This is a genomic window from Nitrosomonas communis (assembly GCF_024102715.1).
In the GTDB taxonomy this organism is placed as follows: domain Bacteria; phylum Pseudomonadota; class Gammaproteobacteria; order Burkholderiales; family Nitrosomonadaceae; genus Nitrosomonas; species Nitrosomonas communis_B.
In genome coordinates this window covers 36,270-58,477 of record NZ_JAGFJM010000004.1, presented here as the reverse complement: position 1 = coordinate 58,477, position 22,208 = coordinate 36,270, and the positions used below count along the sequence as shown (strand labels likewise).

The window sequence follows — 22,208 nt, the reverse complement described above, 5'->3', positions numbered from 1 at the left end:
CGTATAGAGTTGAATGAAGCTAAAAAATGGTTATTTCAGTTCAACTGATAGGCTGTTTGAGTTGATCAAGAATGGCAGGATTCTCGAGTGTGGACGTGTCCTGAGTAATTTCTTCACCTTTGGCAAGAGAGCGCAGTAGCCGCCGCATAATTTTACCTGAACGTGTTTTGGGTAGATTGTCGCCAAAACGGATCTCCTCGGGTTTAGCAATCGGTCCGATTTCGTGTGCAACCCATTCTCCAAGCGAATTCGCTACTTCAGAGGCTTGCTTGCCATGAGGGCGTTTTTCCTTCAGTACGACAAAGGCAACAACAACTTCTCCCTTGATTTCGTGAGGCTTTCCTACCACTGCTGCTTCCGCAACTAGCGGATTGGCTACAAGTGCTGATTCGATTTCCATGGTTCCAAGACGATGGCCGGAGACATTCAATACATCATCGATGCGTCCCATGATCCAGAAATAACCATCTTTATCCCGATGTGCTGAGTCACCTGACAGATAATATTGACCGCCGCCAATGTCTTGAGGGAAATAGGTCTTTTTGAAGCGCTCTGGATCGCCCCATAACGTGCGAATCTGTGAGGGGAAGGGGCGTTTGATGACCAGGAATCCTCCTTTCTCTTGTTCAACATCATGGCCTGCTTCGTCGATGATTCCCGCGCTAATGCCAGGTAAAGGGAATGTGCATGAACCAGGTTTGAGAGATATCGCGCCAGGAACCGGGGCTATCATGTGGCAACCAGTTTCAGTTTGCCACCAGGTATCCACGATCGGACAGCGGGATTGACCGACTACACTGTAATACCACATCCAGGCTTCGGGATTGATCGGTTCACCCACCGAGCCAAGCAGGCGTAGTGAAGATAGATCATATTGTTTAGGCAGATCTGTGCCCAGTTTAATCAGCGAACGGATCGCAGTCGGTGCTGTATAGAAAATAGTGACTTTGTGATTTTGTATGATTTTCCAGAAACGCCCGGCATCGGGATAAGTTGGCACGCCTTCAAAGATGACTTGGGTTGCTCCCATCGCCAGCGGTCCGTATGTGACATAGCTATGGCCGGTAATCCAGCCGACATCAGCAGTGCACCAAAAAACATCGGTGGGTTTATAGTCAAAAATCCACTGCATGCTGGTCATCACACCCAAGAGATAACCGGCTGATGAGTGCTGCACGCCTTTGGGCTTGCCGGTGGAACCGGAAGTATAAAGTGTAAACAAAGGATGCTCGGCACTGACCCATTCTGGTGTACAGTCGCTTTGCTTATCCTGGATGAGTTCATGCCACCAAATGTCGCGGTCGGGCTGCCATGATGTGTCTGCACCTACATGTTTATAAACGATGACAGATTTAACTGATTCCGTACCGCCCATGCCGATGGCCGCATCGACAGTTGCTTTCAGCGGGTGGTGTTTACCGCCGCGCGTTTGCTCATCTGCAGTGATAATGGCTGCCGCGCCAGCGTCAACAATGCGTTCGTGCAGGCTTTTAGCGGAAAATCCACCAAATACGACCGAGTGAATCGCGCCAATGCGCGCACATGCCTGCATGGCGACGACGGCTTCAATGCGCATGGGCAGATAAATGATGACGCGATCGCCTTTTTTGACATTAAGCGCTTTCAATCCATTGGCAAGCTGACAAACACGCTGATACAGCTCACGATAGGTGCAGCGGCTCACATTGCCATCATCCGCCTCGAAAATAATGGCTACTTTATCCGGCTGACTGGAAAGGTGCCGGTCGAGGCAGTTGTATGAAATATTAAGTTCACCGTCCTCAAACCATTTGAAGAAAGGAGGGTCTGAATCATTCAGTACACGTGTAAAAGGCTTATGCCACAAGAGATGTTTTTGCGCCAACTTACTCCAGAAATCTGGATAATCCTTTTCAGCTTCAGCGCACAGTGCTTGATAAGCAGCCATGCCAGCCAGATTAGCTTGTTCAACAAAATCTGGCGAAGGTGGAAAGATGCGGGTTTCATGCAATACGGATTCGATGGTGGACATAGAACAATCCTTTATTTCATTATTTTTAAGCGAAAATGATGAACAAGAAAATTGTACCATTCATCCAGCTCAAAGAAAGTTGCGATTAACAAAATAGCATTATTTGCAGCTGTTTGAATGACTGTCTACTTCTTAATTCTGCTTTATGGGATAATCACTCCGTTCATTTGGAATAACGTAAGATGAAGACTTTATATGACAAACTTTGGGAAAGCCATGTGGTGCATGCGGAATCAGACAAGCCGGACAGCATGGTCATTCTTTACATCGATCGTCACCTGGTGCATGAAGTAACCAGCCCGCAGGCATTCGAAGGACTGAGACTGGCTGGCCGCAAGCCATGGCGAGTGAATTCAATTCTGGCGGTAGCAGATCATAATGTACCCACAACAGACAGAAGCAGTGGTATTAAAGATCCTACTTCACGTCTGCAAGTGGAAACGCTGGATCAGAATTGTGAGGAACTGGGTATAACCGAGTTCAGAATGAATGATCAGCGACAAGGAATCGTGCATGTCATCGGTCCGGAGCAGGGTGCGACCTTGCCTGGAATGACGGTGGTATGTGGAGATTCACATACCAGCACTCATGGCGCTTTCGCTTGCCTTGCCTTTGGTATCGGCACTTCCGAGGTGGAGCACGTACTGGCTACCCAGTGTCTGTTAGCCAAAAAGTCCAAGTCGATGCAAATACTGATTGAGGGTAAATTAGGGTGTGGCGTGACTGCCAAAGATATTGCATTGGCGATTGTAGGTGAGGTTGGCACGGCAGGTGGTACAGGTTATGCGATTGAATTTGCAGGCAGCACCATACGAGCGCTTAGCATGGAAGGACGAATGACGCTTTGCAATATGGCGATCGAGGCAGGCGCGCGTGCAGGCATGGTTGCGGTGGATGAGACTACGATCGAATACCTTAAAGGTCGGCCCTTTGCACCGAAGGGGGTAATGTGGGAGCAGGCGGTTTCTTACTGGCGTACATTGAGAAGCGATGAAGGCGCGGTCTTTGATCGGGTTGTAAGATTGGATGCTGCACAAATCAAGCCGCAGGTCACTTGGGGAACTTCCCCTGAAATGGTAGCTTCGATTGAAGGGAAAGTGCCAGACCCTGCTTTGATCACTGATCCGGTCAAGCGCCATGACACTGAAAATGCATTGAAATACATGGGACTTTCTCCCAATACACCGATTCGCGAGATTTTTCTCGACAAGATTTTTATTGGCTCATGTACCAATTCACGGATAGAAGATTTGCGAGAGGCTGCAGTGATTCTGAAAGGTAAGCGCATTGCACCTAATATCAAACTGGCTCTCGTGGTGCCAGGCTCCGGTTTGGTAAAATCTCAAGCCGAACAGGAAGGAATCGATAGAATTTTTCGTGAGGCAGGATTTGAGTGGCGTGAACCTGGCTGTTCCATGTGTTTGGCTATGAACGACGATAGATTGATGCCAGGTGAGCGCTGCGCTTCCACATCAAATCGTAATTTTGAAGGAAGGCAGGGACCGGGCGGAAGAACGCACCTGGTCAGTCCAGCCATGGCAGCTGCTGCCGCAGTAGCTGGTCATTTCGTTGATGTTCGTACAATGAATGAATAGTTGGGAGCTCTATTTTTTATTTAAGGAGACGCGAATGAAGATGTTGTCGGTATTGATTGGATCGTTGATGATTGCACTGCAGTTGTCTGGCTGTCATACGTTGCAGGGGGTTGGCAAGGATATCCAGCGTGGCGGCGAGGCAATCGAAAAATCTGCCCAATAAATCAAAAAATGAGAAAATTTGAGCAGTGTAAAGGATTAGTGGTCCCGCTTGACCGTGCTAACGTGGATACGGATGCCATTATCCCTAAGCAATTCCTGAAGTCGATCAAACGTTCCGGCTTTGGTCAATACTTATTTGATGAATGGCGTTATCTTGATCGGGGTGAGCCTGGAATGGAGGCATCGCAGCGTAAAATTAACCCTGATTTTGTGCTAAATCAGCCTCGCTATCAAGGTGCGGAGATATTGATTGCACGTGATAATTTTGGTTGTGGCTCAAGCCGGGAGCATGCCCCCTGGGCGCTTCAGGATTACGGTTTGCAGGTAATCATTGCGCCGAGTTTCGCCGACATCTTTTTTAATAACTGCTTCAAGATAGGTTTGTTACCCATCGTGCTTGATTCAAATGTAGTGAATAAGCTGATTGATGAAGTTGTGACTACGAGCGGTTATCGCCTGTTTGTGGATTTGGCAGCGCAGACAGTTACGACGCCGGGTAATGAAATCTACAGCTTTGATATCGACCCATTCCGCAAATATTGCTTAATCAATGGATTGGATGAAATTGGCTTGACTTTGCAGCACGCTGATAAAATCAAACAGTTTGAAGAAAGGCGACGTAGAGAGCAGCCATGGTTGTTTGCCTGAAATGAATTGACCTTTCGTGAAAGAATAATATGAAAATTGCTGTTTTAGCAGGTGATGGTATTGGCCCGGAAATTACTGCGCAAGCTCAGCGAGTATTGACAGCGCTTAAAAGTGATGGCTTAAAGCTTGAGCTGGAATCTGGTCTGTTGGGCGGATGTGCAGTGGATGTCACGGGAGAGCCGTTTCCAGAGGCTACCCGCAAACTCGTTACTAAGGCAGATGCGGTACTGTTGGGTGCCGTTGGCGGTCCAAAATATGATAGCTTGCCGCGCGAGAAACGTCCCGAACAAGGACTGCTTGCGATTCGAAAAGAGCTTAATCTATTTGCTAATCTGCGGCCAGCGATCCTGTATCCAGAATTGGCCAGCGTTTCAACGTTGAAACCGGAGGTTGTCTCGGGACTGGATATCCTGATTGTACGTGAGCTGACAGGCGATATTTATTTTGGTCAGCCGCGCGGTATTGAACAACGCAATGGTCAGCGAGTTGGTTTCAACACTATGATCTATAGCGAAATGGAAATACGCCGGATTGCTCATGTCGCTTTTCAGGCAGCACGTAAACGGAAAGGGCGGTTATGTTCGGTTGATAAAATGAATGTACTGGAGTGCACTCAGTTGTGGCGTGATGTGGTTATTGAAACAGCTAAGGACTATCCGGAGATAAGTCTTTCTCATATGCTGGTAGATAATGCCGCAATGCAACTGGTGCGTGATCCCAAGCAGTTTGATGTGATCGTGACAGGTAATATGTTCGGCGATATTTTATCCGATGAGGCTTCCATGCTGACTGGTTCGATCGGCATGCTGCCTTCTGCATCGTTGGATGAGCAAAATAAAGGATTGTATGAGCCCATTCATGGATCGGCACCGGATATCGCAGGAAAGGATGTGGCTAATCCCTTAGCCACAATACTATCAGTAGCGATGATGTTACGTTACTCCTTTGCTCAGGAAGATGCAGCTTTACGCATTGAGAATGCAGTTAGAAAGGTGTTGGCGCAGGGCTTTCGTACCAGTGATATTTATGAACCTGGTATGAAAAAAGTTGGTACGATAGAAATGGGCGATGCCGTGCTGGCAAATTTATAAACCTGCGATGCTTAGACAGATAGCTCACGATGGCGATTATAAATCTATCTGTCTATTGTTGATTTGGATTTAAGTTTGCAACTTGTAGTTCGATTCTTCGATTACCAGTTAATCGCTAACAATTGCCCGAAATTTAAATAGTCAAGGTTATTCAGCAGAAAGGTTATAGAAAATTAAATGAAGCGAGTAGGATTTGTAGGCTGGCGTGGTATGGTAGGCTCTGTTCTCATGCAGCGTATGCGAGAAGAAGATGATTTTTCATTGGTAGAGCCGGTATTTTTCACAACCTCGCAGAAGGGCGGAAAAGGGCCGGATATCGGTAAAGATGTACCACCTCTTGAGGATGCACGTGATATTGCAGAACTTAAGAAGATGGACATCATCATTTCTTGCCAGGGGGGAGACTATACCAATGAGATTTTTGGTAAGTTACGCGAATCTGGCTGGAAAGGTTATTGGATTGATGCGGCATCGGTCCTCAGAATGAAAGATGATGCTGTCATTATTCTTGATCCTGTCAATATGCCTGTTATCAAGCAAGCCTTGCATGATAGTGTAAAGAATTACATCGGTGGCAACTGTACTGTCAGCCTGATGCTGATGGCGGTAGGGGGGTTGTTTGAGAAGAACATGGTGGAATGGATGAGCGCGATGACCTATCAAGCTGCCTCAGGTGCAGGCGCTCAAAATATGCGGGAGTTGCTCCAGCAGATGGGTGAAACTCACCGAGTGGCAGAGGGTCTGTTAAATGATCCGGCCTCTAGCATCTTGGATATTGACCGTGAAGTTGTAGAGAAATTACGTGACAGAAAATTTCCGATGGAAAATTTCGGTGTACCGCTTGCAGGAAGTCTGATTCCTTGGATTGACAAGGAAGTTGCGCATGGTCAGAGTCGGGAAGAATGGAAAGGTCAGGCCGAGACCAATAAGATCCTGGGGCAGACTGATAAACCTATCCCGGTTGATGGCATTTGTGTGCGTGTTGGCGCGATGCGCTGCCATAGTCAAGCATTGACGATCAAGCTCAAGCAAGATATTCCACTGGATGAAATCGAGGATGTCATTGCCCAGTCAAATGATTGGGTGCGAGTAATCCCTAACGAGCGGGAAAAGACCACAAAAGAGCTGACGCCTGTTGCTGTGAATGGCAAGCTAGATGTACATGTTGGGCGGTTGCGCAAGCTTAATATGGGTGGAGAATATCTTTCTGCATTTACCGTAGGCGATCAGCTACTGTGGGGAGCAGCAGAACCTTTGCGTAGAATGCTGCGGATACTGATCGAGAACTAAAATAACTTTTCCTCAAAATGAAGAGGGCAAGAGGCAATTTCAATTCATTCAATGTAACCAGATCGATTGAATTGACCCATGATATAAAGTGATCCTTTTGGGTCATTAAATTCCGCCTTGGTGTGCATCTCATTCCAAGAAATGTAAGGATATCTCTGTGAATAAGATTTATTTTAGAGCATGTTGGTTAATCATTTGGTTCATGTCTCCCTGGCTGGCTTATGCGGCTGGACTGGGAAAGCTAACCCTAGGCTCGTCTCTGGGGCAACCGCTTAAAGCAGAGGTAGAACTCGTTTCTGTAATAGATGATGAAATCCCGTCTTTGACAGCGCGTGTGGCTTCACCTGAAACTTTTCGTGAGGCAGGTGTAACATATGCACCTTATCTTTCGTCGTTGAATATTTCGGTGGAGAAACGCGTCAATGGTCAGCCTTATATTCAAATTACTTCATCGCAATCGATAGATGATCCATTTGTAAATTTGCTGATAGAGCTGAACTGGTCATCTGGGCGTTTGTTACGCGAGTATACCATTCTACTGGATCTAGCTGAAACACAAACAGCTGAGTCAACTAAGCCGATGATTCCGCCTATGTCGGCTCTATCCCAAACTACTACCTTGGGATCAGGTGAAGCCATTCAATCAAAACAACCACTAGGTGGTACTGATCAGAGATCCGCAGCCAGGGAAGTCACCACCTATGAACATGAGATGGGCATTTATGGTCCCGTTGGGCGAGGCGAAACGTTGATTAAAATTGCCAAGCAGATTGTACCGGAGGGGGGGGATCTCAATCAAATGCTGGTTGCGCTCTATCAAGCAAATCAAAATGCTTTTTTTGACAAAAACATGAATTTGTTGAAAATGGGAGTAATGCTGCGCATTCCTGATCAGAATGAGATTTCAGCTATCAGTCAAGCAGAAGTAAACCGTGAAATGAAAGCGCAAAGTGCAAACTGGCATGCTTATCGTCAAAGAATAGCCAGTGTGGCCATGGATTCCGCACCTAAAGCAGAATCGAAGCAATCTGCAGTCGGAAGAATATCGACGACAATTACCGATCAGGGTGCTGCAGCAAAAAATGAATCGCCTGAGGAAGTATTAATCGTTTCAAAAGGTGAGCAGTTTACGGGTGTTCAGGCTAATGAAAGTTCTGAAGGAGAAAGGACTGATTCCCAAGACTATGTGCGAATGATGGAGGAAAATGCCATCGCTAAGGATCGTGCGCTGAAAGAAGCGAATGAGCGGGTTGCTTTATTGGAGCAAAATGTTGAAAGATTGCAGCGCCTGCTTGAGATTAAGGGTGCAGGTATGGCGGAAATTCAAAGCCAGGCAGAGCAGTCGCTTGCACAAGCGGATGCAGCGATAACACCAGCATCACCAACGCCGGCTGAAACGGGGGCAGCTACAGGAGATTTAAGAGATCTAGCCTCATTACTTGCACTGGATCATGCCAAGTCTCCTGAAACGATTGCCTCATCCCCGTCTATTATGCCAGAACAGACTGCAAAACAAAGCCAATTACCCGATTCTTTTGCGATGAAAGAGATATCGGATCAAATTATGGGTTTTGTCACAGATAATATGGAATTAGTGGGAGGAGGGCTTGCGGCCTTGCTTACGGCTTGGCTAGGGATATCCATTCTTCGCCGCAAAAGAGAGAGTAGTGACGAAATGGATGATGCGTTTGAGTATGCTGAACAAATTGCGAAAGACGATGTGACTGCATCACATATGACTAAATTAGCATCTGCAGTTCCCATGGGGTTAGACACTGCACGGGATGAGAAAGAAAGCTTACTATTTAAATCTTCTGAAAACTCTAAATCTGGTGTTGCAGATCTCAATAATAGTCTTTCTGACGCTGCTGCCGGGTTCTTTTTTGGCAAAAAAACAAGTGAAAACCTTGCCAATGAGCGAGAAGTCGATATAGAGCATAGTCGTGTCGGAATTGGCTCTAGCCAGACGGAGATCGCTTCTGCTGAGTTTGTTCATCAAAATAAATTTGAGATGAAAAATATTGGCAATGATTTTTTATCGACTGCCGCAGTCGATCGGTTGCAAGATTCAAATGTATCCGGAATGTCGGTAACAAAAGGGGAGCCTAAATCTGATCCCGGATTTGCCATGAAACTTGAGGCTGAGCAAACCAATAAGGAAATTTCTTCTACTGAAGAAAGAGGGGTGGCATTCAGTATAGATTTTCCTGATGAGATAAAACAGTCCTTCGAATCAGTGGCATTGTTAGATGAAGAGGAATCTTTATCGACACAAGATGATAATCGGTTGACCAGATTCAATCTAGCTGATATCAAACTGGATTTAGATGATGAACTGGAAAAGACAAGTAACGATACCGATCATGCTAAAGATAGCAATACAGTATGGAATGAAGTTGCTGTGAAAATTGACTTGGCCAAGGCCTACCTGGAAATGGATGACAAAGTGGGTGCCAGAGAGATGTTAGAAGAAGTCATGAGAGAGGGGGATGAGAAGCAGCAAACTACTGCAAGAACAATGTTAGAAGACTTGATGTAGTTGTTTAGTAAAATTCCGAAGTAACTTTTAGTCATACTCAGCAGCAGACCAGCGTAGCGATGGTCATATTTTTGTGAGAATAGCCTTAGTTTTAGAATATAACGGTGAGCGATATCATGGCTGGCAAAGTCAACCTGCTTGCATCTCGATTCAAAGTGAGCTGGAGACAGCATTATCCAGAATTGCTTGTCATAAAGTAGAAGTTGTTGCGGCTGGCCGGACAGACGCGGGCGTTCATGCGTTATATCAAGTGATTCATTTTGAAACGTCAACACAGCGGCCTCTGAGTGCATGGGTACGAGGAGCTAATGCGTTACTATCTAATGATATCGCCGTCTTGTGGGCATCAGAAATGGATGAAGCATTTCATGCGCGTTTTTGTGCTATCGAGCGGCGTTATCTTTATTACTTATTGAATCATCCCGTTCGTCCTAGCATACATCAAGGGAAAGTAGGATGGTTTTATAGACCGCTGTCTCTTGAGAAAATGCAGCAGGCTGCAGGCATGTTGCTGGGTGAGCATGATTTTAGCGCTTTCCGCACAGCCGAGTGTCAAGCGAGGAATCCGGTACGAAACATAACTATGCTAGAGGTCACGCAATATGGCCAGCTTTTCTTGTTCGAATTTCGTGCTAATAGTTTTTTACATCATATGGTACGTAATATTGTCGGCAGTCTTGTTTATATTGGTCAAGGTAAATATCCTCCTGGATGGATGCGGATGTTACTGCAAAGCCGTGATCGGACACTTGCCGCGCCAACATTTTCTCCTTATGGGTTGTACCTGGCGGGGATTACTTATGAAGCAAAATGGAATTTGCCTGCCTTTAATCAATTTTTCCCTGCAGCTATGATATTGGGTGTTAATAGACCTGGTAAAAATGTAACATTGGGCAAAGATCAAGAAGAATAAATTCATGCAGATAGGGGAGGAGGGATTATGACTATTGATATGCTTAGGATGGAGTGAATGTTTCATGCCAGTTCGGGTAAAGGTTTGTGGTATAACGCGAGTTGAAGATGCGCTGGCAGCAGTGCAGCATGGCGCAGATGCTATTGGATTTGTATTTTGGCAGGAAAGTGCGCGTTTTGTTTCGCCCATGCAAGCGCGTGAAATTGCATTGCGCTTACCACCTTTTGTGAGTGTAGTGGGTGTTTATGTTGATCCTTTTCCAGAATGGGTTGAAGAAACGTCTGTTATTGCTGGTCTGAGTTTGCTGCAGTTTCATGGGCAGGAATCACCTGAATTTTGCAACCAATTTATATTGCCCTATATTAAAGCTTTGCGTGTCAGAGAAGGGATGGATTTGTTACAATATGGGGAACTTTACCAAAATGCTAAAGGATTATTATTAGATACTTATACGGCAGGGATGCCAGGTGGCACTGGTCAGGTATTTGACTGGAGCATGGTTCCGCTAGATTTTCCTTCGCCACTGATACTTTCAGGAGGTCTTCATCCTGATAATGTAGCGAATGCAATTAGGCAAGTGCGGCCATGGGCCGTGGATGTGTCTAGTGGCGTAGAAATCACAAAGGGAATTAAGGACGTGAACAAAATTTCTGCTTTTATGCAAGGAGTCAAGAATTGTGAAGATTTATGATCTTCCTGACAAGCAAGGGCATTTTGGCCCATATGGTGGAACGTTTGTAGCAGAGACACTGATCGCAGCACTTGATGAATTGCTTGCTCAGTATCAGCATTTTCGGGATGACGCTGATTTCCAGGCAGAATTTAATCATGAGCTCAGGCATTACGTAGGTCGGCCTACACCAATTTATCACGCCAGACGTTGGTCAGCACATCTTGGTGGAGCCCAAATATTGCTCAAGCGAGAAGACCTGAATCACACAGGGGCGCATAAAATCAACAATACCATAGGGCAAGCATTGCTGGCAAAACGCATGGGTAAAACGCGCGTGATTGCTGAGACAGGTGCGGGTCAGCATGGCGTTGCAAGTGCAACCGTGGCTGCGCGCTATGGCATGGAATGCGTCGTTTATATGGGTTCGGAAGATGTGAAGCGTCAAGCAACCAACGTTTATCGAATGAAGTTGCTTGGCGCTACAGTGATACCGGTTGAATCTGGATCACGCACACTAAAGGATGCATTGAACGAAGCGATGCGGGATTGGGTGACCAATGTTGAAAATACTTATTACATTATTGGTACAGTTGCCGGTCCGCATCCTTATCCAATGATGGTACGGGATTTTCAAGCTGTCATCGGGCGTGAAGCTAGAGTGCAAATGGAAGAAGAATATGGGCGCCAACCCGACGCATTGATTGCTTGTGTGGGAGGCGGTTCAAATGCTATTGGCTTGTTTTATCCTTATATAGAGGATAACGAGATTCGCATGATTGGTGCAGAAGCTGCAGGTAAGGGAATCAATACCCATCAGCACGCTGCTACTTTAGTGACGGGCAGGCCAGGAGTTCTGCACGGTAACCGTACTTATCTGATTCAGGATGATAATGGTCAGATTATCGAAACACACTCTATTTCAGCGGGATTGGATTATCCCGGCGTGGGGCCAGAGCATGCGTGGCTTAAAGATTGCGGTCGTGCTGAGTATGTGGCAGTGACAGATGATGAGGCTTTGTCAGCATTTCATGCCTTATGCCGATTTGAAGGCATCATCCCGGCGCTTGAATCTAGTCATGCTCTGGCATATGCAGCTAAAATTGCGCCTTCACTTGGCAAAGACAAATTGCTGCTGGTCAATTTGTCGGGACGAGGTGATAAAGATATGGTTACCGTAGCACAACAGTCCGGGATAGAATTTTGATTTAAATCTTTGTTAGTGAAGATTCATCCATGACAATTATTCCTGAAGCCAGAAGCAATTCTAGTTTTGCGTTCACTAAATGATGCTTATTTAAAAAGATGAATCGTATTACATCGACTTTTTCAACCCTCAAAGCCCAGAATAAAAAAGCGCTAATTCCATTTATTACTGCCGGCGATCCAGAGCCGGTAATGACAGTTGCCTTGATGCATGAACTAGTGAAAGCAGGGGCCGATATTATTGAGTTAGGGGTGCCGTTCTCAGATCCTATGGCAGATGGTCCGACCATTCAGCGTTCATCAGAAAGAGCGTTGCAGCACCACATTGGCTTAAAAGATGTATTGAACATGGTAGTGGAATTCAGAAAAACTGATACCGTTACGCCGGTAATACTGATGGGGTATGCGAATCCAGTCGAAGCAATGGGGTGTGACAATTTTGCCGTGGCAGCAAAGGAAGCCGGGGTGGATGGTGTACTTGTTGTTGATTATCCGCCGGAGGAATGTGAGGAATGGGCGCAGCAACTCAAAAATCAAGAGATTGATCCCATTTTTTTATTGTCACCGACTACACCTAAAGCGCGCGTGGAGAAAGTAGCAAAACTGGCAAAAGGTTATGTTTACTATGTGTCATTAAAGGGTGTTACGGGGGCTTCACATCTTGACTTAAGTGATGTATGCAATAAGCTGGCAGAGGTGCGCACATGCATCTCTATTCCCATTGGAGTTGGTTTCGGGATACGTGATAGAGCTGCAGCCAAGGCAGTGGCAGAACTGGCTGATGCAGTAGTGGTGGGCAGCCGCATTATCGAAGAAATTGAAAATTCTACCCGCGCCACTTTGCTGGACAATGTCAGTAACTTGGCGAAATCCCTGCGTGCTGCGCTTGATGAAGTCAACGGTACAATCGCGAAATCCGAGTGTTAGAAAGCTATGAGCTGGTTTCAACGTATTATCCCGCCTAAAATCAAGCGTAAAGAAAATGGCGAAAAGAAGGCGGTGCCGGAAGGATTATGGAGTAAGTGCGCCTGTTGTGAAGCGGTGCTGTATTACACCGATTTGGTTAAGAATCTAGGCGTATGTCCCAAGTGCGCTTATCACAATCGTATTTCTGCCAGAAAGCGAATTGATATATTACTAGATCCGGAAGGACGTAAAGAGGTCGGCGCAGAAGTCGCACCTCAAGATCCACTCAAATTTAAAGATAGTAAGCGTTATACTGACCGCTTAATACAGGCCAATGCAAGTACGAATGAGGAGGATGCCCTGGTAGTCATACAGGGTAAAATCAATGCGTTACCTGTCGTGGTGGCAGTCTTCGAGTTTGGTTTCATGGGGGGATCCATGGGATCCGTCGTGGGAGAGCGTTTTGTCCGAGCAGTACAAGTATGTATCGAGCAACATTTGCCTTTTGTATGTTTTGCAGCGAGTGGGGGGGCGCGCATGCAAGAGGGATTGTTCTCGCTAATGCAGATGGCAAAAACATCGGCAGCGCTTACGCACATGAGCAAAGAGAAATTACCCTTTATTTCAGTGCTGACCGATCCGACCATGGGTGGGGTATCAGCCAGTTTTGCCTTTATTGGAGATATTGTTATTGCCGAACCGGGGGCATTGATTGGTTTTGCTGGGCCGCGTGTAATTGAGCAAACAGTGCGGCAGACACTACCGAATGGATTCCAGCGAGCCGAATTTCTATTAGAGCATGGTGCAATAGACTTGATTGTCGATCGTAGGGAAATGCGCGAAAAGCTAGTTAATTTATGCACGTTATTGATGCGTATACCGGTTGCAGCACATCAGCAGGTGGCCACTTCTTCGCCTGATTAAGGAAAGGTGTTAATAAGCAATGATATTAACGACAGATCGGGTTGGCAGGATAACCTACTAGCTATTCAAGAATCTTTGCTTCACTGAGATACCGCAATGGCGGAAGAAATTGCAAAACCCACTTCGTTAGGTGATTGGTTGCTGTACCTAGAGCAACTTCATCCCCAAACCATCGATATGGGATTGGTCCGGGTGCGGCAAGTAAAAGAGGCAGTGGATCTTACTCCTGTATTTCCACTTATTGTGGTCGGTGGTACTAATGGGAAAGGCTCAACCTGCGCCATGCTTGAAGCAATCCTGAGTTGTGCTGGCTACCGCGTGGGATGTTATACCTCGCCGCATCTGCTGAAATATAATGAGCGCGTTCGTATCGAACAAAAGGCTGTCGCCGATGAGGCGCTTTGTTGCGCATTTGAGGTCATAGAATCTGCCAGACTTCGTTGTAACACCTCTTTGACTTATTTTGAGTTTGGGACTCTAGCAGCAATGTATTTGTTTGTTCAATCCAGCGTGGATATTGCCATTCTGGAAGTTGGGTTGGGCGGACGTTTGGATGCGGTCAATGTATTTGATGCAGACTGCGCTATATTGACCAATATTGATTTGGATCATATGGATTATCTCGGTGCTACACGGGAAGAAATCGGCATTGAGAAGATAGGGATTTTCAGAAAGAATAAAATTGCTATCTGTGGTGAGTCGGATCTTCCCGAGGTCGTATGCAAGCAGATAAATACAATAGGTGCAAAATTTTTTAGGATAGGTGATGATTTTAGTTATGAGGCCAGCAATATTCAGTGGAACTACAAGGGGCCAGTAGGTAGCTATTCTTCCTTACCTTATCCAGCTTTACGTGGAGTTTATCAATTAAAAAATGCCAGTCTCTGTTTAACTGCATTGGATGTACTCAAAGATAAGCTGCCTGTTACTGCAAATGATGTGCGGCGAGGTCTGTTGGAAATATCCTTGCCTGGCAGATTCCAGCTTTTACCAGGGAAACCAACAACAATTCTAGATGTTGCGCATAATCCTGCAGCTGCGCAGGTATTGGCTGATAATCTTGGCGCTTTAGGTTTTCATCAGTATACTTATGGAGTGATTGGTATGTTGAAGGATAAGGATATCACCTCCGTCGTGCTGGCTTTGAAACAATGCGTGGATAGTTGGTTGGTCGCCAGCACTCATACAGACCGTGGTGCTTCAGCTGATGAAATCATTCAAGCGCTAAAAAAAATCGGAATAACAAATAAAGACAAGATTCGTGTTTTTCCAGATGCTAAAGCAGCCTATGCATTTGCTCGTAAGCATGCGGCTGAAAATGATAGAATATGCGTATTTGGCTCGTTTTATACAGTGAGTGCTGTATTAGCGGTATTACAGAAAAACTAAGTTATAAATGATCAAAAGGTAATTCAAATGGTCAGAAATATTAGTGAAGAAGAAGCATTACTGAGAAAACGTGCGCGCAGACGTTTAGTAGGGGCGGTTACGCTGGTGATCCTATCGGTTGTATTTTTACCAATGATCCTGGACAGTGAACCAAAACAAGAGCAACAAGAAATTGATATTCTTATTCCGTCTGAGGATTTGACAAGTGAGACCTCTCCCTGGATGATGCCTGGTGAGTCTCTTGATCGTGATATCAATGCCGGTGCGGAATCTGAAGAACCATTGCCATTCAGCACGTCAGAATTTTCACAAGCAGATGATTGGCCGGTTGAAGCATATAGTGCCTCACGTGTTCCCATTCCTTCTTCCAAACCGCACTATAGCAAGCCTACAATTCAAGTTGCCAAAATTGATCCTCCAAAAGTTGAAGCTGCAAAGAAATCTGATCCTCCAAAAGTTGAGTCTGCAAAAAAAACCGATTCTCCCAAAGCCGAGGGGGCATTTGTAATTCAGCTGGGTGCATTTGCTGATGCAGCCAAAGCAAAACAGCAGCAACAAAATCTTGCAGCGAGTGGCGTTGATGCTTATATTGAAACAATTAAAGTTGGTGGTAATGAAATGGTTCGCGTGCGTGTTGGTCCCTTCCCAACACGGAAAGCAGCAGAAGAGGGATATGAGAAACTAAAGAAAATGGGACTGAGCGGTGTTGTAACAAGTAGATAATGTGAGCTTACTCATCTTATCGTTAAGTGATAGCAAATGACTATTTTTGATTATATCGTTCTGGCTATAGTTTTCGCTTCCATTGTTCTTGGCATAACTCGTGGCGTAGTTCGTGAAGTCGTATCATTACTTGGCTGGATTGTTGCTTTCTTTGTGGCAAGTCACTATGCAGTAAATTTTGAGCCACTCTTACCACGGACCATTGAAGACCAATCCATACGTATGTTGATTGTGTTTATGATGACATTTTTTGTGACCTTAGTCGTAGCTATGGTGGGATCGATGCTATTGTCTAAATTAGTTAGAAGTGTTGGACTTGGTCTTATCGACAGAATGCTGGGAGTTATATTTGGTTTTGCGCGTGGCTTATTAATTGTGTTATTTATGGTATTGGCTGCTGGATTTACTGTCTTGCCAAAACAACCTTTCTGGCAACAGGCATTATTGAGGGAGCCGCTTGAAATGATCGCAGCACAGGCGATTCCATGGTTGCCGCAGGGGCTCAAGGAACATATTAGCTTCAGTAAGTGACTGGCGTCTTTTATACTGGGATTGGTTAATTAAACACGCTGGTCATATAAAATAATTTAGCATCCATTTGGATATCTTTCAGATTTATTATGCAAGTGTTTATTTATCTTCTCTGTAACCTAAGCTTATTCCGGGGGTAATTATGTGTGGAATTCTCGGTGTAGTTGCTCAATCGTCTGCCAATCAGTTACTTTATGATGGTTTGTTAATGTTACAGCATCGTGGACAGGATGCGGCTGGTATTGTTACAGCTCAGGAAAATACGTTCCATATGCATAAGGGATTAGGTATGGTCAGGGATGTTTTTCGTACCCGTAACATGCGTGCTCTGCCAGGTAATATGGGAATAGGCCATGTGCGTTATCCTACGGCTGGTTCTGCAGAATCTCCAGCTGAGGCCCAGCCGTTCTATGTCAATTCCCCCTTTGGGATTGTGTTGGGACACAACGGCAATTTGACTAATGCAGATGAGCTTAACAAAGAATTGTTTGAGTCTGATCGGCGTCATGTCAATACTCATTCTGATTCAGAAGTATTATTAAATGTGTTGGCGCATGAATTACAGGAATGTGCAACGAGTTATCAGTTGGATCCTGCAACAATTTTTACTGCAGTTTCTGGAGTACATCAACGCTGCCAGGGTGCCTATTCAGTGATAGCAATGATTGCTGGCCATGGTTTGCTGGCTTTTCGCGATCCTTATGGCATTCGTCCTTTAGTTTTTGGTGCAGCGGAAACAGATCATGGAACTGAATATATGGTTGCATCGGAGAGCGTGGCGCTTGACACGCTGGGGTTTAAATTGATTCGTGATGTCGCGCCAGGTGAGGCAATTTTCATTGATGATAAAGGTCATTTTTATAGCCAGCAGTGTGCAGCCAATTCTAGTTTGAATCCATGTATTTTTGAGTATGTTTATCTGGCACGCCCAGATTCGATCATAGATGGTATTTCCGTTTATGAAAGCCGGCTCAATATGGGAAGTAGTTTGGCTGATAAAATAAATAAATCAATGCAGCAACTTGATATCGATGTGGTGATCCCAATTCCGGAATCAAGTCGCCCAAGCGCTTTACAATTGGCCAACCGTCTTGGGATTGATTTTCGTGAAGGATTTGTCAAAAACCGCTATATTGGCAGAACGTTTATTATGCCTGGCCAGCAGCATCGGCATAGATCAGTACGGCAGAAGCTCAATGCAATCAGTATGGAGTTCCGAGGTAAGAATGTATTGCTAGTGGACGATTCAATCGTTAGAGGAACGACCAGTCGAGAGATCGTGCAAATGGCGCAAGAAGCGGGAGCACGTAAGATATATTTTGCATCAGCGGCACCGCCTGTCCGCTTTCCTAATGTTTATGGGATTGATATGCCGACTCGTCAGGAACTGATTGCAACTGATCGTAGTGATGACGAAATTTGTCATGAGATCGGCGCAGACGGTCTTATTTATCAAGATCTTGAATCTCTCAAGAATGCAATATCATCGATAGGTGCACAAGTTAAGAATTTTGAAACCTCTTGCTTTGATGGGAATTATATAACCAAGGATGTTACTCAGGAATATTTAGCCAGAATTGAATCACAGCGTAATTCAGGTAAAAAATTACCGCGTTCTGGTAAACTCAGTACTCAACTTGATCTGAGTCTGGCATTGGCAAATTAATAGAAGACAAGTTCAGTTTGGGCGAAGTAGTATTGTATTGGTTTCCAGGAACAGTTAGGCAGGCTTAATTTAGAGGAAAGTCAATATGTCGGATGATTTTGAGCCAGAGACATTAGCGCTCCATACGGGCATTCATCGTAGTCAATTCAATGAACATTCTGAGGCGATGTATCTTACCTCAAGCTTTGTCTTTGAGAGTGCTGCTCAGGCAGCTGCCCGTTTCTCAGGGGAAGAGTCCGGCAATATTTATTCTCGTTTTACAAATCCCACTGTGACGGCTATGCAAGAACGGCTCGCCGTGCTGGAGGGGGCAGAAGCATGTGTGGCAACCTCTTCCGGTATGTCAGCGATACTTGCTTGTGTAATGGGATTACTTTCAGCAGGAGATCATATTATTGCCTCCCGTAGCCTATTTGGAGCAACAGTCAGTCTCTTCACGAATATTCTCAGTCGTTTCAATATTGAAACGACTTTCGTATCTGCTACTGAGATTAATCAATGGCGCTCAGCAATCAAGGCTAATACAAAGCTGTTATTTCTGGAAACACCTTCAAATCCGTTGACTGAGATTTCCGATATCCCAGCGCTAGCAGCAATTGCCAAGCAAGCGAATGCATGGCTGGTGGTGGATAATTGTTTTTGTACGCCTATCTTACAAAAACCTTTAGAGCTGGGCGCTGATCTAGTGATCCATTCTGCAACCAAGTATCTGGATGGACAAGGGAGAGTGCTTGGTGGGGCAGTATTGGGTAAACGTGATTTACTAATGGATGGTGGTATTTTTTCTTTTTTGCGTACGGCGGGCCCTACCTTGAGCGCATTCAATGCTTGGATCATTCTGAAGGGACTGGAAACGCTTAAAATCAGGATGGATGCGCATTCTGCACATGCCTTGGAAGTCGCGCGCTGGTTGGAGGCGCAACCAAGTGTTGCGCGTGTTTTTTATCCGGGCTTAACGTCCCACCCGCAATATGAGCTAGCCAAACATCAGCAAAAAACGGGCGGAGGTATCGTGACTTTTGAAGTAAAAGGCGGCAAAGAAGCAGCCTGGCGTGTGGTGGATAATACTCGGATGATTTCAATCACGGCTAATCTTGGTGACGCAAAGAGTACAATCACTCATCCAGCTACCACTACTCATGGCCGGATTAGTCAAGAAGCGCGTGATGCTGCCGGGATTAGTGATGGCTTGCTGCGTATCGCAATAGGTCTCGAATCCCCGCAGGATATTAAAGCAGATTTGGCGCGGGGATTGTTGCCATAATTGGGCTGCTTTAGCAGTTCTCTGCTTTAGTGATCACGACATCTTCTAATGGTACATCTTGGTGTCCGGCATAATTACCTGTTTTTACTTTTTTGATTTTATCAACCACATCTTGTCCTTCTGCTACTTTACCAAAGACGCAGTAACCAAACCCTTGAGAGGTAGGGGCAGTATAGTTGAGGAAATTATTATCTTTAACATTAATAAAAAACTGTGAAGTTGCTGAATTTACATCGGCTGTTCTCGCCATGGCAACGGTATAGGTATCATTTTTAAGACCATTGGCTGCTTCATTCTTGATAGGGGCAAGAGTCTCTTTCTGTTTCATGCCAGGTTCATAGCCGCCGCCTTGAATCATAAATCCATCTATAACGCGATGAAACAAGGTATTGTCATAGTGTCCACTATTAACGTAGTTCAGAAAATTCTGTGCTGTGAGTGGCGCCTTATCCTGATCTAGCTCGATTGCGATGACACCATAATTAGTATGTAGCTTTATCATGTTTATTCCTAAGTTAATGATCAGAGGGAGAGGTGAGCAGTTTGATAGATTCAATTACGATCATATCTTTTGGTACGTCACTAGCGAACATTCCTTTTGCTCCTGTGGGTGCTGCCGCTATTTTATTGACGACATCCATGCCCTTAATAACCTTGCCGAATACCGTATAGCCGTAACCACGGACAGTCGGGGCAGTATGATTGAGAAATGAATTATTCGCAACATTAATAAAGAATTGTGCTGTTGCAGAGTGTGGATCACTGGTTCTTGCCATGGCTATTGTGCCTATCTCGTTGCTTAGACCGTTAGCAGCTTCATTCTCGATAGGTTGCTTCGTCATCTTTTGGACGAGTGACTGATCAAATCCCCCTCCTTGAATCATAAAGTTTGCGATCACACGATGAAATATTGTGCCGTCATAAAAGCTTTCATTGACATAACTTAAGAAATTCTCAACTGTTTTGGGTGCTTTATCAGTATAGAGTTCTAACGTGATCGCTCCAAGATTGGTATTGATCTTGACTTTTGGTTGAGTAGCAGCACAAAGGGTGGAGCTGATCATTAGTAAGATGACTGAGAGAATTCGAATCATGGTAATTCCTATTGAATGAGTAAGAGAGCGTATCAAAAAGTAACCGCTTCCTTATGTTACAATCCCCCGGCTTTGCTATGAGGTAAGATGGAATGATGGAATTTTATCTAGGGATAAAATTCCATCATTGGCACATTTTACCAAGAAGATCATTTCTCTCACAATCATTCATTTGCTGTGATGCTTAAAATTTATAACACTCTGATCCGAAAAAAACAGAATTTTATTCCCTTAATACCTGGCGAAGTCAGAATGTATGTATGCGGTATGACCGTCTATGATTTCTGTCATCTGGGTCATGCCCGTGTTCTGGTGGTGTTCGATACAGTTGTGCGCTGGCTGAAAGAACTTGGCTTTAAAGTGACTTATGTCCGTAATATTACCGATATAGATGATAAAATCATTAAGCGTGCGCAGGAAAATGGCGAGTCCATCGATGCTTTGACCAAACGATTTATCGAGGCGATGCATCAAGATGCTGCGATGCTGGGGGCGACTCAACCGACCCATGAGCCACGCGCTACCCAGTGTGTTGACAACATGATTGCCATGATTCATACCCTTGTTCAAAAAGGATTTGCATACGTTGCAGCTAATGGTGATGTATTTTATGCTGTTCATCGATTCCCTGATTATGGCAAACTCTCAGGGAAATCACTCGAAGATCTGCGTGCAGGTGAGCGGGTAGAGATCGATCTCAATAAAAGGGATCCATTAGATTTCGTATTATGGAAATCTGCCAAGCCAGCTGAGCCATGCTGGGATTCACCCTGGGGAAAAGGGCGGCCAGGTTGGCACATAGAATGTTCAGCAATGAGTGAGCGCTATCTGGGCGAACATTTTGATATTCATGGCGGTGGTCAGGATCTGCAATTTCCTCATCATGAGAATGAAATCGCGCAAAGCGAGGGTGCCCATGATCATCCCTATGTTAATTATTGGATGCATAATGGCTTTGTGCGTGTTGATAACGAAAAAATGTCCAAATCATTGGGTAATTTTTTCACGGTACGGGAAGTTCTAACACGCTATCAAGCAGAGGTCGTACGTTTTTTTATTTTGCGTGCGCATTATCGTAGTCCATTGAATTATTCAGATGAGCATCTCAATGATGCCAGGAATGCGCTCGATCGACTTTATATTGCCTTAAAAGAATATGAGATTCCAACAGCCGCAATCGACTGGAAGGATCCTTATGCAGAACGTTTTATGGCTGCAATGAACGATGATTTCAATACACCCGAGGCCATCGCTGTCCTATTCGATCTCGCAGCAGAGCTTAATAGAACGGGGAATGCTCAGCTTGCAGCATCGCTTAAAGTATTGGGTGGGATATTGGGATTATTGCAGCAAAATCCGCAGACATATCTGCAATATAATTTTTCAACGGAAAGAAGTCTGTTTTCGCAAGAAGAGATCGAGCGCATGATTCAGCAGCGGTTGGAAGCGCGAAAAAAACGGGATTTTGCTCGGGCTGATATGATTCGTAAACAACTGGCAGAAGCAGGTATTATTCTGGAGGACGGGGCGCAGGGCACCACCTGGCGGCGTCAGTGATACTTTTTTACCGACAGTAACGGGATTTT

Annotated in this window: 20 protein-coding genes; 17 read left to right on the top strand and 3 right to left on the bottom strand. The window is 45.2% G+C overall.

The features are described 5' to 3' along the window. Window positions 1-40: 40 nt before the first annotated feature. Window positions 41-2,011, bottom strand: coding sequence for an acetate--CoA ligase (gene acs / locus J5I83_RS00525; RefSeq protein ID WP_304052423.1), 1,971 nt, complete (start codon window positions 2,009-2,011; stop codon window positions 41-43). 182 nt (window positions 2,012-2,193) lie between these two features. Between acs and leuC the strand changes: the two genes are divergently transcribed. From leuC to J5I83_RS00445, 16 genes are all read left to right on the top strand, one after another. After that, entirely contained in the window at window positions 2,194-3,606 is a 1,413-nt protein-coding gene (gene leuC / locus J5I83_RS00520) for a 3-isopropylmalate dehydratase large subunit (protein WP_304052422.1), read from the top strand. A gap of 34 nt (window positions 3,607-3,640) precedes the next feature. Beyond that, window positions 3,641-3,769, top strand: coding sequence for an entericidin A/B family lipoprotein (locus J5I83_RS00515; protein ID WP_304052420.1), 129 nt, complete (start codon window positions 3,641-3,643; stop codon window positions 3,767-3,769). 8 nt (window positions 3,770-3,777) lie between these two features. Beyond that, window positions 3,778-4,416, top strand: a complete 639-nt coding sequence (gene leuD / locus J5I83_RS00510; RefSeq protein WP_304052418.1) for a 3-isopropylmalate dehydratase small subunit — start codon at window positions 3,778-3,780, stop codon at window positions 4,414-4,416. Between the two features lie 29 nt (window positions 4,417-4,445). Then, window positions 4,446-5,507, top strand: a complete 1,062-nt coding sequence (leuB, locus tag J5I83_RS00505) for a 3-isopropylmalate dehydrogenase (RefSeq protein WP_304052417.1) — start codon at window positions 4,446-4,448, stop codon at window positions 5,505-5,507. A gap of 177 nt (window positions 5,508-5,684) precedes the next feature. Then, window positions 5,685-6,797 carry an aspartate-semialdehyde dehydrogenase gene (gene asd / locus J5I83_RS00500; RefSeq protein ID WP_304052416.1) on the top strand — a complete coding sequence of 371 codons (1,113 nt, stop codon included), beginning with the start codon at window positions 5,685-5,687 and terminating at the stop codon, window positions 6,795-6,797. 748 nt (window positions 6,798-7,545) lie between these two features. Beyond that, window positions 7,546-9,336: a FimV/HubP family polar landmark protein gene (locus J5I83_RS00495; RefSeq protein WP_304052415.1), complete on the top strand. Its 1,791-nt coding sequence runs from the start codon at window positions 7,546-7,548 to the stop codon at window positions 9,334-9,336. 73 nt (window positions 9,337-9,409) lie between these two features. Next, window positions 9,410-10,249 carry a tRNA pseudouridine(38-40) synthase TruA gene (gene truA / locus J5I83_RS00490; RefSeq protein ID WP_304052414.1) on the top strand — a complete coding sequence of 280 codons (840 nt, stop codon included), beginning with the start codon at window positions 9,410-9,412 and terminating at the stop codon, window positions 10,247-10,249. A gap of 64 nt (window positions 10,250-10,313) precedes the next feature. After that, window positions 10,314-10,940 (top strand): phosphoribosylanthranilate isomerase, encoded by a 627-nt coding sequence (locus tag J5I83_RS00485; RefSeq protein WP_304052413.1) that lies wholly within the window; start codon window positions 10,314-10,316, stop codon window positions 10,938-10,940. Continuing rightward, window positions 10,927-12,126, top strand: a complete 1,200-nt coding sequence (gene trpB / locus J5I83_RS00480; protein WP_304052412.1) for a tryptophan synthase subunit beta — start codon at window positions 10,927-10,929, stop codon at window positions 12,124-12,126. Before J5I83_RS00485 ends, trpB begins: the two co-directional genes overlap by 14 nt. A 98-nt stretch (window positions 12,127-12,224) precedes the next feature. Continuing rightward, the gene (gene trpA, locus J5I83_RS00475; RefSeq protein WP_304052411.1) at window positions 12,225-13,052 is read left to right on the top strand and encodes a tryptophan synthase subunit alpha; all 828 of its coding nucleotides are present in this window, start codon (window positions 12,225-12,227) and stop codon (window positions 13,050-13,052) included. Between the two features lie 6 nt (window positions 13,053-13,058). Further along, window positions 13,059-13,955 carry an acetyl-CoA carboxylase, carboxyltransferase subunit beta gene (gene accD / locus J5I83_RS00470; RefSeq protein WP_304052410.1) on the top strand — a complete coding sequence of 299 codons (897 nt, stop codon included), beginning with the start codon at window positions 13,059-13,061 and terminating at the stop codon, window positions 13,953-13,955. A 96-nt stretch (window positions 13,956-14,051) separates the two neighbouring features. Beyond that, window positions 14,052-15,344: a bifunctional tetrahydrofolate synthase/dihydrofolate synthase gene (folC, locus tag J5I83_RS00465; RefSeq protein WP_304052409.1), complete on the top strand. Its 1,293-nt coding sequence runs from the start codon at window positions 14,052-14,054 to the stop codon at window positions 15,342-15,344. Window positions 15,345-15,371: 27 nt separating this feature from the next. Continuing rightward, complete coding sequence (locus tag J5I83_RS00460) at window positions 15,372-16,067, top strand: SPOR domain-containing protein (protein WP_304052408.1); 696 nt, start codon at window positions 15,372-15,374, stop codon at window positions 16,065-16,067. Between the two features lie 36 nt (window positions 16,068-16,103). Further along, window positions 16,104-16,598, top strand: coding sequence for a CvpA family protein (locus tag J5I83_RS00455; RefSeq protein WP_304052407.1), 495 nt, complete (start codon window positions 16,104-16,106; stop codon window positions 16,596-16,598). A gap of 142 nt (window positions 16,599-16,740) precedes the next feature. Beyond that, complete coding sequence (gene purF / locus J5I83_RS00450) at window positions 16,741-18,264, top strand: amidophosphoribosyltransferase (protein ID WP_304052406.1); 1,524 nt, start codon at window positions 16,741-16,743, stop codon at window positions 18,262-18,264. A gap of 85 nt (window positions 18,265-18,349) precedes the next feature. Further along, window positions 18,350-19,528: an O-succinylhomoserine sulfhydrylase gene (locus J5I83_RS00445; RefSeq protein WP_304052404.1), complete on the top strand. Its 1,179-nt coding sequence runs from the start codon at window positions 18,350-18,352 to the stop codon at window positions 19,526-19,528. Between the two features lie 10 nt (window positions 19,529-19,538). Here the strand turns inward: J5I83_RS00445 and J5I83_RS00440 are convergent, their stop codons facing one another. Continuing rightward, window positions 19,539-20,030, bottom strand: coding sequence for a peptidylprolyl isomerase (locus tag J5I83_RS00440; RefSeq protein WP_304052403.1), 492 nt, complete (start codon window positions 20,028-20,030; stop codon window positions 19,539-19,541). A gap of 13 nt (window positions 20,031-20,043) precedes the next feature. Further along, window positions 20,044-20,592 (bottom strand): peptidylprolyl isomerase, encoded by a 549-nt coding sequence (locus J5I83_RS00435; RefSeq protein WP_304052508.1) that lies wholly within the window; start codon window positions 20,590-20,592, stop codon window positions 20,044-20,046. 210 nt (window positions 20,593-20,802) lie between these two features. Here J5I83_RS00435 and cysS point away from each other — a divergent pair, with 210 nt between their 5' ends. Then, window positions 20,803-22,179, top strand: a complete 1,377-nt coding sequence (cysS, locus tag J5I83_RS00430; RefSeq protein ID WP_304052401.1) for a cysteine--tRNA ligase — start codon at window positions 20,803-20,805, stop codon at window positions 22,177-22,179. The last annotated feature ends 29 nt before the right edge of the window (window positions 22,180-22,208 follow it).

What these genes read in the sequence shown, in the direction of transcription:
- acs (WP_304052423.1), bottom strand. Translation starts at nt 2,011, where the DNA reads ATGTCCACCATCGAATCCGTATTGCATGAAACCCGCATCTTTCCACCT.
- leuC (WP_304052422.1), top strand. Translation starts at nt 2,194, where the DNA reads ATGAAGACTTTATATGACAAACTTTGGGAAAGCCATGTGGTGCATGCG.
- J5I83_RS00515 (WP_304052420.1), top strand. Translation starts at nt 3,641, where the DNA reads ATGAAGATGTTGTCGGTATTGATTGGATCGTTGATGATTGCACTGCAG.
- leuD (WP_304052418.1), top strand. Translation starts at nt 3,778, where the DNA reads ATGAGAAAATTTGAGCAGTGTAAAGGATTAGTGGTCCCGCTTGACCGT.
- leuB (WP_304052417.1), top strand. Translation starts at nt 4,446, where the DNA reads ATGAAAATTGCTGTTTTAGCAGGTGATGGTATTGGCCCGGAAATTACT.
- asd (WP_304052416.1), top strand. Translation starts at nt 5,685, where the DNA reads ATGAAGCGAGTAGGATTTGTAGGCTGGCGTGGTATGGTAGGCTCTGTT.
- J5I83_RS00485 (WP_304052413.1), top strand. Translation starts at nt 10,314, where the DNA reads ATGCCAGTTCGGGTAAAGGTTTGTGGTATAACGCGAGTTGAAGATGCG.
- trpA (WP_304052411.1), top strand. Translation starts at nt 12,225, where the DNA reads ATGAATCGTATTACATCGACTTTTTCAACCCTCAAAGCCCAGAATAAA.
- accD (WP_304052410.1), top strand. Translation starts at nt 13,059, where the DNA reads ATGAGCTGGTTTCAACGTATTATCCCGCCTAAAATCAAGCGTAAAGAA.
- folC (WP_304052409.1), top strand. Translation starts at nt 14,052, where the DNA reads ATGGCGGAAGAAATTGCAAAACCCACTTCGTTAGGTGATTGGTTGCTG.
- J5I83_RS00460 (WP_304052408.1), top strand. Translation starts at nt 15,372, where the DNA reads ATGGTCAGAAATATTAGTGAAGAAGAAGCATTACTGAGAAAACGTGCG.
- J5I83_RS00455 (WP_304052407.1), top strand. Translation starts at nt 16,104, where the DNA reads ATGACTATTTTTGATTATATCGTTCTGGCTATAGTTTTCGCTTCCATT.
- purF (WP_304052406.1), top strand. Translation starts at nt 16,741, where the DNA reads ATGTGTGGAATTCTCGGTGTAGTTGCTCAATCGTCTGCCAATCAGTTA.
- J5I83_RS00445 (WP_304052404.1), top strand. Translation starts at nt 18,350, where the DNA reads ATGTCGGATGATTTTGAGCCAGAGACATTAGCGCTCCATACGGGCATT.
- J5I83_RS00440 (WP_304052403.1), bottom strand. Translation starts at nt 20,030, where the DNA reads ATGATAAAGCTACATACTAATTATGGTGTCATCGCAATCGAGCTAGAT.
- J5I83_RS00435 (WP_304052508.1), bottom strand. Translation starts at nt 20,592, where the DNA reads ATGATCAGCTCCACCCTTTGTGCTGCTACTCAACCAAAAGTCAAGATC.
- cysS (WP_304052401.1), top strand. Translation starts at nt 20,803, where the DNA reads ATGCTTAAAATTTATAACACTCTGATCCGAAAAAAACAGAATTTTATT.